The following is a 9,154-nucleotide window of genomic DNA, read 5'->3' as shown; positions in this document are numbered from 1 at the left end:
GCGGAGAACCCGAGCCCCTGCGGGCTGGCCCGCCGGCCAGTCGGTGGTCACCCTCCCTGCCCCGCCGCCGGGCCGCCCACAAAGTGGTAGCCCACCCCCCTTTCAAACCCCTGGAAACGTGGCTGCGCTACCACTTCGTGGCAGGAGCGGGCGTGGACCGCGCTGCGGGGTACGACTCGCAGATCGGGTCGATGACGGCCCTGACCCGGCGGATGTCCGCGCCCGCCGCCGTGGCCAGCAGGCCGGGTCCGGGCAGGGACATGACGGCCGCGTCCGGGCCGGGCAGGTGCGGCTCGGGGAGGTCCGGGCCGGCCAGGATCGCGGCGCCGAGGGCACGGTTGCCGCCCAGGACGGCGGCGCCCTCCCAGCCGGGCGCGCCGATCGCCAGGTCGTGGCGGTACAGCGCGCGTCCGGCGTACCGGACGGTGGTTTCGGTTCTGATCCGGCCCGATTCCTCTCGGTGCCGGCCGCAGACGATGTCGTCGCGCCAGAGCAGCGTGCCGCCCTCGGCGACCTCGACCAGGGTGATCGCGATGTGGTCGCAGCCGGCCGCGGCGATCGTGGGCTCGGGCAGCCAGCGCAGCGTCGCACCCTCACCCACCTCGGCGTGGATGACCAACGTCGACGGCGGTGCCGGGCGGCCCGGCAGCAGCAGGGTCGCCGCGACGCTGCGGACGTCCAGCCGGGCGTGCGGCCCGACCTCCAGATCGAGCCGCAGCTCGTCACCGCGCAGCGGCCCGGCGGCTCCGCCCACCAGATGCAGGGTGATCGCCTGGGCCGTGCCCGAACCCGGCACGCCGCCCGCGGCCGCCGTGCCCCGGCCGCCGTTCCGCGGACCGGTGCGGCGGAAGAGCAGCGGCGATTCGCCGCGCAGGACGGCGAGGCGGGTCCCGCCGGAGCGGTCCGCCTCGGCCACGATCCGGGCCGCCGCGCGCATCAGGGCAGCGCGGGAGCGGCGACCAGCTCGCGGATCCAGTCGGCGACCGGGGTGGCCGCGCGGTCCTCGACCAGCGACAGGAACACCGTCGGCAGGTCGCCGCGGCGGGCCCGTGCGTCGCGGTCCATCACGCCCAGGTCGGCGCCGACCAGCGGGGCCAGGTCGGTCTTGTTGATCACCAGGAGGTCGGCGGTGGTGACTCCCGGACCGCCCTTGCGGGGCACCTTGTCGCCGCCGGCCACGTCGATCACGAAGATCTGCCGGTCGATCAGCCCTCTGCTGAAGGTGGCGGTCAGGTTGTCGCCGCCGCTCTCCACGAGGACGAGGTCGAGCGGGCCCAGCGTTTCCTCGAGATCCTCGACGGCGTCCAGGTTGGCCGAGATGTCGTCGCGGATCGCGGTGTGCGGGCAGCAGCCGGTCTCCACCGCCCGGATCCGCTCGGCCGGCAGCACGCCGTTGCGCAGCAGGAAGTCGGCGTCCTCGGTGGTGTAGATGTCGTTGGTCACCACGGCCAGCCGCAGCTCGCCGCCGAGCGCCCGGCAGAGCGCGGCAACCAGCGCGGTCTTGCCGGAGCCGACCGGCCCGCCGATGCCGACACGCAAGGCGCGCGTCCCGCCGTGCAGCGGGTCGTGCGGGTCGACCCCGGCCGCCGGATGCGTATGCGGAACCTCGTCCGGCCCATGCTCGTGCGGGTCAGTCATGTCGCTACCTTCCTCCGCACCGAAGCGCGGTCCTCATCAAGCCGAAGCGCATCCTGCAAAGCTGCAGCCCGGCGTCTCCGAGCCGACGCCCGCTGTCCGGGCCGGCACCCCAGCCCGTCCGAGCCGACGCCCGCTGTCCGGGCCGGCACCCCAGCCCGTCCGAGCCGACGCCCGCTGTCCCGTCTGCGTAGTGGCTCGCGTTCTCTGGTCCACCGGCGCGGCAGTGCAAACAGGTGGCCGGCCGACCGCCAGAGGTCGAAGACCTCCCGCCGGCGCGGTGTTGATCAGGAAGCGAACAGCCGCACCTCCCAGCTCGCGTGATGCTCGGCGCCGATGTCGAGCAGGGGAGCCCCGGCCGCGGGCAGCGCGTCCACCGGGTCGGCCACCCGGCGTGCGCCGTCCGCGGCGATCCGGTCGCATTCGGTGGCGAGCGCGGCGATCAGCGCATGCGTCGCGTAGGGGTCGAGGCCGAGCAATCGCACCGCCGCACTCGCCGGACCGGTCACCGTCCCGTGTGCCGCGGCCGTGGCGGCGGCGAGCGGATCGAGTCCCGCCGCCGCGGCCGCGACGCCCAGCGCAACCGGATGATGCGGCTCGCGGCCGATCCCCGGCATCGGCCACATCGCACGGGCCGCCCGCGCCAGCGCCCGCCCCTGCGCCCGGGATGCCCGCCGCAGAGCAGGCGACGGCGTCCGCGCATCCATGCCGTCGTCAAGATCAGCCACGCTCGCGCCGCCGGTTGCGCCCGCAAGGCCCGCGTCTGCCGTTGCGAGCGGCGCGGTGCCGGCTGCCGGGCCGGGACCGGTGAAGCGGGCGCAGGCGGCCGCGGCGAATGCCGCCGCCACCACGCCGTTGGTTGCCAGGCGGCCGCGCAGGAAGCCGTCCACCCCGGCCAGGTCGCGGATCCGCCCGGCGGACACCGCCGCCTCGAGGCCGCCGGAGTGGGCGTGGCCGCCGGCCGGCAGCCGGCCGTCGGCGAGCACCAGCAAGGTCGCGAGGGACATCAGAAGAGGAAGTAGCGCTGGGCCATCGGCAGCTCGGTGACCGGGTCGGGCTCCACCACCTCGCCGTCGATGCGCACTGTGAAGGTGTCCGGCTCGACCTCGATGCGCGGCAGGGCGTCGTTCAGCGGCATGTCCGCCTTGCCCACCGAGCGGGTGTCGGCCACCGGCGCGAAGGCCCGCTTGCAGCCGATCCGGTCGCCGACCAGCGCGTCGATCGCGGCCGGCGCGACGAACGCCACGGAGGTCTGCGCCGGCACCACGCCGTACGCCCCGAACATCGGCCGCGGCAGCATCGGCTGCGGCGTGGGTATCGAGGCGTTGGCGTCGCCCATCTGCGCGTACGCGATCATGCCGCCCTTGATCACCAACGCCGGCCGCACGCCGAAGAACGCCGGGTCCCACAGCACCAGGTCGGCCAGCTTGCCCGGCTCGACGGACCCGACCACCTCCGACATCCCGTGCGCGACGGCCGGGCAGATCGTGTACTTCGCCACGTAGCGGCGAGCCCGCAGATTGTCCGCGGCGCCGTCGCCGGGCAGCGCCCCGCGGCGGGCCTTCATCACGTGCGCGGTCTGCCACGTACGCAGAATCACCTCGCCGACCCGCCCCATGGCCTGCGAGTCCGACCCGATCATGGAGATCGCCCCGAGGTCGTGCAGCAGGTCCTCGGCGGCCATCGTGGACGGCCGGATGCGGCTCTCCGCGAACGCCAGGTCCTCGGGCACCGACGAGTTCAGGTGGTGGCAGACCATCAGCATGTCGAGATGCTCGCTGAGCGTGTTCTGCGTGTACGGCCGCGTCGGGTTGGTCGAGGACGGCAGCACGTTGGGCTGCCCGGCGACCGTGATGATGTCTGGCGCGTGCCCGCCCCCGGCGCCCTCGGTGTGGTACGCGTGGATCGACCGCCCGGCGATCGCCCGCAGCGTCTCCTCAACGAACCCGGCCTCGTTCAGCGTGTCGGTGTGAATGGCGACCTGCACGCCCGAGGCGTCGGCCACCCGCAGCGCGGCGTCGATCACCGCCGGCGTCGTACCCCAGTCCTCATGCAGTTTGAAGCCGCCCGCCCCGCCGCGCAGCTGCTCCCACATCGACTCCTCGGACATCGTGTTGCCCTTGCCGAGCAGCAGCACGTTGATCGGGAACGCGTCGATCGCCTCGAGCATGCGGGCCAGGTGCCACGAGTTCGGGGTGACCGTGGTCGCCTTGGTGCCCTCGGCCGGCCCGGTGCCGCCGCCGATGATCGATGTGATGCCGCTGGCCAGGGCGGTATGCAGGATGGTCGGGCTGATCAGGTGCACGTGGCTGTCGATGGCGCCCGCGGTGAGGATCTTGCCGTTGCCGGCGATCACCTCGGTGCCGGCGCCGATCACCAGATCGGGGTGTACGCCGTCCATCGTGTCGGGGTTGCCGGCCTTGCCCAGCGCCACGATCCGCCCGTCGCGGATGCCGACGTCGGCCTTGACGACGCCCCAGTGGTCGAGCACGACCGCGCCGGTGATGATCGTGTCCGGTGTGCCCTCGGCGCGGGTGGCGCGCGACTGGCCCATCGACTCGCGGATCACCTTGCCGCCGCCGAAGACGACCTCGTCGCCGGCCCCTGTACCTCCGGGCCCTGCGCCGCCGCTGCGGTCCTCCTCGACCTCGATCAGCAGGTTGGTGTCGGCGAGCCGGATCCGGTCACCGGCGGTCGGTCCGTAGAGGGCGGCGTACCGGCCGCGGTCCAGTGTGGTCACCGGACGTCGTCCTCGTCCTCGTCGAGCGACCCGGCCGGCTCGATGTCGTCGGGCTCCGGGGCGGGGGCGGGCGGTGGGGCGTCGAGCGGTCCGCCGGCCAGCCCGCGCAGGCCCGGGACCACGCGGGCGCCGCCGAGCGGGACGAGCGAGACGTCGCGGGGCATGCCCGGCTCGAAGCGCACCGACGTGCCGGCCGGGACCGCGAGCCGGTGTCCCCACGCCGCTGCACGGTCGAAGTCGAGCGCCGCGTTGGCCTCGGCGAAGTGGTAATGCGAACCCACCTGCACCGGGCGGTCGCCGGTGTTGCGCACGGTCAACGCCAGGACCGCCCGGCCGGCGTTGATCTCGATCTCGCCGTCGCCGGGGATGACCTCACCCGGGATCACGAGATCGGCCCGTGCACGGTGACCAGCTTGGTGCCGTCCGGAAAGGTCGCCTCCACCTGCACTTCAGGCAGCATCTCGGGCACGCCGTCGAGCACGTCGTCGCGGCCGAGCACGCGCCGCCCGGCATCCATCAACTCGGCGACGGTCCGCCCGTCACGCGCCCCCTCCAGCAGGAACGCCGTGATGATCGCGGTGGCCTCGGGATGGTTGAGCTTGAGCCCACGCTCCCGCCGGCGCTGTGCGACCTCCGCCGCCACGTGGATGAGCAGACGTTCCTGCTCGTGCTGGCTGAGGAACAACGGACCTCCCTTGAGTCGCCCAGCGCATGCTCGCAGCCGTAGGTTTCCGACGTGTTACCCGCCGTGACACCCGATCCTCCCACCCGGCCGCGCTTCTCAGCCCAGGTAGAGAACCGCGTCGATCTCGATGAGCATGCCCTCGAGCGCGACCGGGATGGTCGTCCGCACCGGCGGATGCTCCCCGGTCAGGTACTGCCCGTAGATCTCGTTCATCTCCGCGAAGTCGCCGAAGTCGCGCAGGTAGACGCCGACCCGGACGGCCTGGTCGAGGCTGCCGCCGGCCGCCTCGGCGACCGCGGCCAGGTTGCGGAACGCGGCGTGCGCCTGCTCGGCGAACGAACCGGTCACGCGGGTGCCGTCCGGCAGCGCCGGGACCGCCCCGGCGAGGTACACGGTGTCGCCGGCCACGATGGCTTGCGAGTACGGCCCGCCGGCGGGCGCGGCCTTGTCGGTGTTGACGGAGCGTTTGGGCACAGCGATCTCCTTCACGGGTCACGGGGGAACTGCTCGGCGAGGTCGTGCACCCCGACGAGTGGCTTGGTGAGCAACGCGCGGATCGCATTCTCGCGCTCGGCGATGGCCGCCCGCTGTCCCGTCGTGAGCGGCACCCACCGCGGCGGCGGGGCCGGCAGCTGCGGCTCCAGACGCCGGCCGGCCACGTAGGTGGCCACGTTGACCAGCCGGAACGGTGCCGTCCGGGTCTGGCGGTGCGCGTCCACCAGCTCATGATCACCCGGAGAATTCGTGAACACCGCCACATCCGCGGGCGCGCCGGGCGCCAATGTGCCTGCCGTCAGGCCCAGCGCTCTCGCCGGGCGCACGGTGGCCGCCGCCACGACCTCCTCCAGGGGCATCCCGGCGGCGACCAGCTTGGCCATCGTGGTCGGCAGGTCGAAGACCGGGCCGTAGACCGACCGCGCGTGCAGGTCGGTCGAGATCGAGTGCGGCGTCATCCCCGCCGCGAGCTGGCGCTCGGCCACGTCGAAGGCGAACGCCCCCGAGCCGTGCCCGATGTCGAAGAGCACGCCGCGCTCGTGGGCCGCGCGCGCCTCCGGGCCGGTCGGCGCGGCGATCCCGCTCGCGCAGTGCGTGAGGATGTCGCCGGGCCGCAGCAGCGCCAGCACGTCGGCGAGTGGTGGTGGCGTCGTTCCGATGTGGACCATCACCGGCACGCCGCACTGCTCCGCCGCCGCGATCCCTCGGCGCAGAGGTTCCACCCCGTTGGGCCCCACGGTGTCCCGGTCGATCCGCACCTTGACGCCGAGGATCAGCTCGCGGTCGTCCCGGATCGCGGCCGCCGCCAGGTCCGGGTCGCAATTGCCCAGATCAAGACCTTCTCCGGTACGCGCTGCCAGCCCCTGCCCCGCGATGTTGAGCAGCGCGTGCACGCGTGCCCGGCGGGTTTGCCCGAAGCTCTTGAGCCCGGCCACCGAGAACGCTCCGGCCGATCCGGCGTCGACCCAGGTCGTCACCCCGGTGCACCAGGCGATCGGGTCGGGGTCGATGCCCCAGTAGCCGGCGCCCGGGTAGACGTGCGTGTGCAGGTCGACCAGGCCCGGCGTGATCAGCAGCCCGGTGCAGTCCACGACCTCCGCGGCGGTGCGCGGCAGCGCGGGACCCACCGCGGCGATGCGGCCGGCGCGGATCGCCACGTCCAGCCGGCCGCGGTGGCCGCCGCCGGGATCGATCACGTCCCCGCCGGTCAGGAGCAGATCTCCCTGTTCAGGCACGGTCCTCCAGAAATTGTCGGTGGGCGTTGGTAGCTTGCTCAGCGTTCCCCGATCGACGATTACCGGTCAAGGAGGCAGCCGTGCTCGACGTTCCCGAGGAGCCGATCGACTGGCGCGCCAAGGGTTTCTGGGCGCCTGCGGGCAGGCCGGTGCTCGGCGAGAGCATCTTCGGCGGTGGGTTCACCTGGCCACTGCTGGTGGTCCGCGAGTCGGCGGTCAGTGCCAACGTGGCGACCATGGCGGCCTATTGCGCCCGGCACGGCATGGATTTCGCGCCGCACGCCAAGACCACGATGGCGCCGCAGTTGCTGCGCAGGCAGTTCGATGCGGGCGCGTGGGGCATGACGGTGGCGACGCCCAACCAGGCGCTGATCATGCGCAATCTGGGCGTGCCGCGGGTCTTCATCGCCAACGAGGTGCTCGATCCGGTCGCGCTGGGCTGGCTGGCCGAGCAGACCGCGGCGGGCTGGGAGGTCTGGTTCCAGGTCGACTCGGTGGCCGGGGTGGAGGCGGCCGCCGCCGCGGCGCGGTCACGCGGGCGGCTGCGGTTGCTGGTCGAGCTGGGTCATGCGGGCGGGCGCACCGGGGTACGCACGCTCGACGAGCTGGAGGCCGTCGCGCGGGCGGTGGCGGGCGCCGAGGGACTGTCGCTGTCCGGCGTGACCGGGTACGAAGGGCAGCTCGGCGATCTGCCGTCGGTGGACGCCTTCCTCGACACGCTGGCCGAGGGTGCGCGGCGGCTGGCCGCCGCCGGTCTGCTGCCCGAGCGGCCGATCGTGTCGGCCGGCGGCAGCGCGTGGTTCGACCGGGTCACCGACCGGCTGGCCGGCGCCGGGCTCGGGCAGCTCATCATGCGCAGCGGGGCGTCGGTCACCCACGACGACGGGTTCTATCGCAAGATGACGCCGTTCAACCGGGTGCCGAGCGAGGGGCCGCTGCACGCGGCGATGGAGATGTGGGCGCAGGTGATCTCCACGCCCGAGCCGGGGCTGGCGCTGGCCGGCATGGGCAAGCGGGACGCGCCGATCGACGAGGGGCTGCCGATCGTCGCCGACCCGGCGTCCGGGGTCGCGGTCAGCAAGCTCAACGACCATCACACCTATCTGGCGGTCGAGCCGGGCGTCACGGTCCGGCCCGGAGACCTGATTCGCTTCGGGTTGTCCCATCCGTGCACGGCGTTCGACAAGTGGCGGCACATCCCGCTGGTCGACGACGAGCACCGGGTTGTCGACGTGCTGCACACGTACTTCTGATGATCCCGTCTCCCGTCGCCGGCATCCCGGGCACCGGCCGTCTCGACCTGACCGGCCTGCCGCTGTCCGCCGAGCCCGCCCTGTCGTCGGTGGCGGCATGGCTGCTCGGTGTCCTCCAGCCCGTCGGCGCGGCGCTTCGCACCGAACCTGCGCCGTTGCCGGGCTCGGCGGGCATCCGGCTTGCCGTCGAGCCGTCGATGACGGAGGAGGGATATCGGCTGACCGTCGACGGCGACGGTGTCCGGGTCGTGGGTGGCTCGCCGGCCGGTGTCTTCTACGGCTTGCAGACGCTGCGGCAGCTCCTGCCACCGACGGCGCTGCGCCGGGCGCGGGTCGACTCCGGCCGGCTCACCGTGCCGTGGGTGGAGGTGCGGGACGAGCCGCGGTTCGCGTGGCGCGGGGTGCTGCTCGACGTGGCCCGCCACTTCCTGCCGGTGTCCGACGTGCTGCGGTTCCTCGACCTGATGGCGTTCCACAAGCTCAACGTGCTGCAGCTGCACCTGACCGACGACCAGGGCTGGCGGTTCGAGGTGCCCGGCTGGCCGCGGCTGACCGAGGTCGGGGCGTGGCGATCGCGGAGCATGCTCGGCTCGTCGTCCCACAATCGGTTCGACCAGCGGCCGCACGGCGGTTTCTACTCCGCCGACGACCTGCGGGAGATCGTCGCGTACGCCGCCGACCGGCACGTCACCGTCGTGCCCGAGGTGGACCTGCCCGGCCACATGCAGGCGGCCATCGCGGCCTATCCCCAGCTGGGCAACGGCGCCACCCCGGCGGTCCGGGCCGCCTGGGGCATCTCGCCGCACCTGCTGAACGTGTCGGAGACCGCGCTGCGCTTCGGCCGCGAGGTGCTCGACCAGGTCTGCTCGATCTTCCCCTCACCGGTGATCGGCATCGGCGGCGACGAGTGCCCGCCCGGCGAGTGGGCGGCCTCGCCGGCCGTCCGCGCGTTTCGCGAGCAGCACGGCCTCGCCGACGAGCGGGCCGTGCACGGCTGGTGGATCGCGCAGATGGCCGCTCATCTGCGCGGCCTCGGCCGGCGTGCGCTGGGCTGGGACGAGATCCTGGACGGTGGCGCGCCGCCGGACGCGATCGTGGCCGCCTGGCGCGG

The 9,154-nt window shown here is 73.4% G+C and carries 10 protein-coding genes; 2 read left to right on the top strand and 8 right to left on the bottom strand.

Annotated elements, in window-relative coordinates; translation table 11 throughout:
- Window positions 1–127: 127 nt before the first annotated feature.
- The 8 genes from AB0M20_RS13785 to AB0M20_RS13750 form a co-directional block, all read right to left on the bottom strand.
- Complete coding sequence (locus AB0M20_RS13785; protein WP_364297869.1) at window positions 128–937, bottom strand: urease accessory protein UreD; 810 nt, start codon at window positions 935–937, stop codon at window positions 128–130.
- A complete protein-coding gene (gene ureG, locus AB0M20_RS13780; RefSeq protein WP_364297867.1) occupies window positions 937–1,638 on the bottom strand; it encodes an urease accessory protein UreG in 702 nt (233 codons plus the stop codon). Before ureG ends, AB0M20_RS13785 begins: the two co-directional genes overlap by 1 nt.
- Window positions 1,639–1,922: 284 nt before the next feature.
- Window positions 1,923–2,642, bottom strand: coding sequence for an urease accessory UreF family protein (locus AB0M20_RS13775; protein ID WP_364297865.1), 720 nt, complete (start codon window positions 2,640–2,642; stop codon window positions 1,923–1,925).
- Window positions 2,642–4,375 (bottom strand): urease subunit alpha, encoded by a 1,734-nt coding sequence (locus AB0M20_RS13770; protein WP_364297863.1) that lies wholly within the window; start codon window positions 4,373–4,375, stop codon window positions 2,642–2,644. Before AB0M20_RS13770 ends, AB0M20_RS13775 begins: the two co-directional genes overlap by 1 nt.
- A complete protein-coding gene (locus tag AB0M20_RS13765) occupies window positions 4,372–4,761 on the bottom strand; it encodes an urease subunit beta (protein WP_364297861.1) in 390 nt (129 codons plus the stop codon). The genes AB0M20_RS13770 and AB0M20_RS13765 overlap by 4 nt, the downstream gene beginning before the upstream one ends.
- On the bottom strand, window positions 4,758–5,060 hold the full coding sequence (locus AB0M20_RS13760) for an urease subunit gamma (RefSeq protein ID WP_364297859.1): 303 nt from the start codon (window positions 5,058–5,060) through the stop codon (window positions 4,758–4,760). Before AB0M20_RS13760 ends, AB0M20_RS13765 begins: the two co-directional genes overlap by 4 nt.
- Window positions 5,061–5,156: 96 nt before the next feature.
- Complete coding sequence (locus tag AB0M20_RS13755; RefSeq protein ID WP_364297857.1) at window positions 5,157–5,534, bottom strand: Rid family detoxifying hydrolase; 378 nt, start codon at window positions 5,532–5,534, stop codon at window positions 5,157–5,159.
- A gap of 11 nt (window positions 5,535–5,545) precedes the next feature.
- Window positions 5,546–6,790 (bottom strand): amidohydrolase/deacetylase family metallohydrolase, encoded by a 1,245-nt coding sequence (locus tag AB0M20_RS13750; RefSeq protein WP_364297855.1) that lies wholly within the window; start codon window positions 6,788–6,790, stop codon window positions 5,546–5,548.
- A gap of 80 nt (window positions 6,791–6,870) precedes the next feature.
- Here AB0M20_RS13750 and AB0M20_RS13745 point away from each other — a divergent pair, with 80 nt between their 5' ends.
- Window positions 6,871–8,043 carry an alanine racemase gene (locus AB0M20_RS13745; RefSeq protein WP_364297853.1) on the top strand — a complete coding sequence of 391 codons (1,173 nt, stop codon included), beginning with the start codon at window positions 6,871–6,873 and terminating at the stop codon, window positions 8,041–8,043.
- Window positions 8,043–9,154 (top strand): beta-N-acetylhexosaminidase (locus AB0M20_RS13740; RefSeq protein WP_364297851.1); only part of this gene is annotated, 1,112 nt, incomplete at its 3' end. The genes AB0M20_RS13745 and AB0M20_RS13740, both read left to right, overlap by 1 nt.

The sequence above is a fragment of the Actinoplanes sp. NPDC051633 genome, assembly GCF_040681735.1.
Lineage (GTDB): Bacteria > Actinomycetota > Actinomycetes > Mycobacteriales > Micromonosporaceae > Actinoplanes.
The sequence above is the reverse complement of the archived record's forward strand: the minus strand, read 5'-3'. Positions and strand labels throughout refer to the sequence as shown.

Excerpts from the sequence above, each read along its gene's own strand:
- AB0M20_RS13785 (WP_364297869.1), bottom strand. The coding sequence starts at position 937 with ATGCGCGCGGCGGCCCGGATCGTGGCCGAGGCGGACCGCTCCGGCGGG.
- ureG (WP_364297867.1), bottom strand. The coding sequence starts at position 1,638 with ATGACTGACCCGCACGAGCATGGGCCGGACGAGGTTCCGCATACGCAT.
- AB0M20_RS13775 (WP_364297865.1), bottom strand. The coding sequence starts at position 2,642 with ATGTCCCTCGCGACCTTGCTGGTGCTCGCCGACGGCCGGCTGCCGGCC.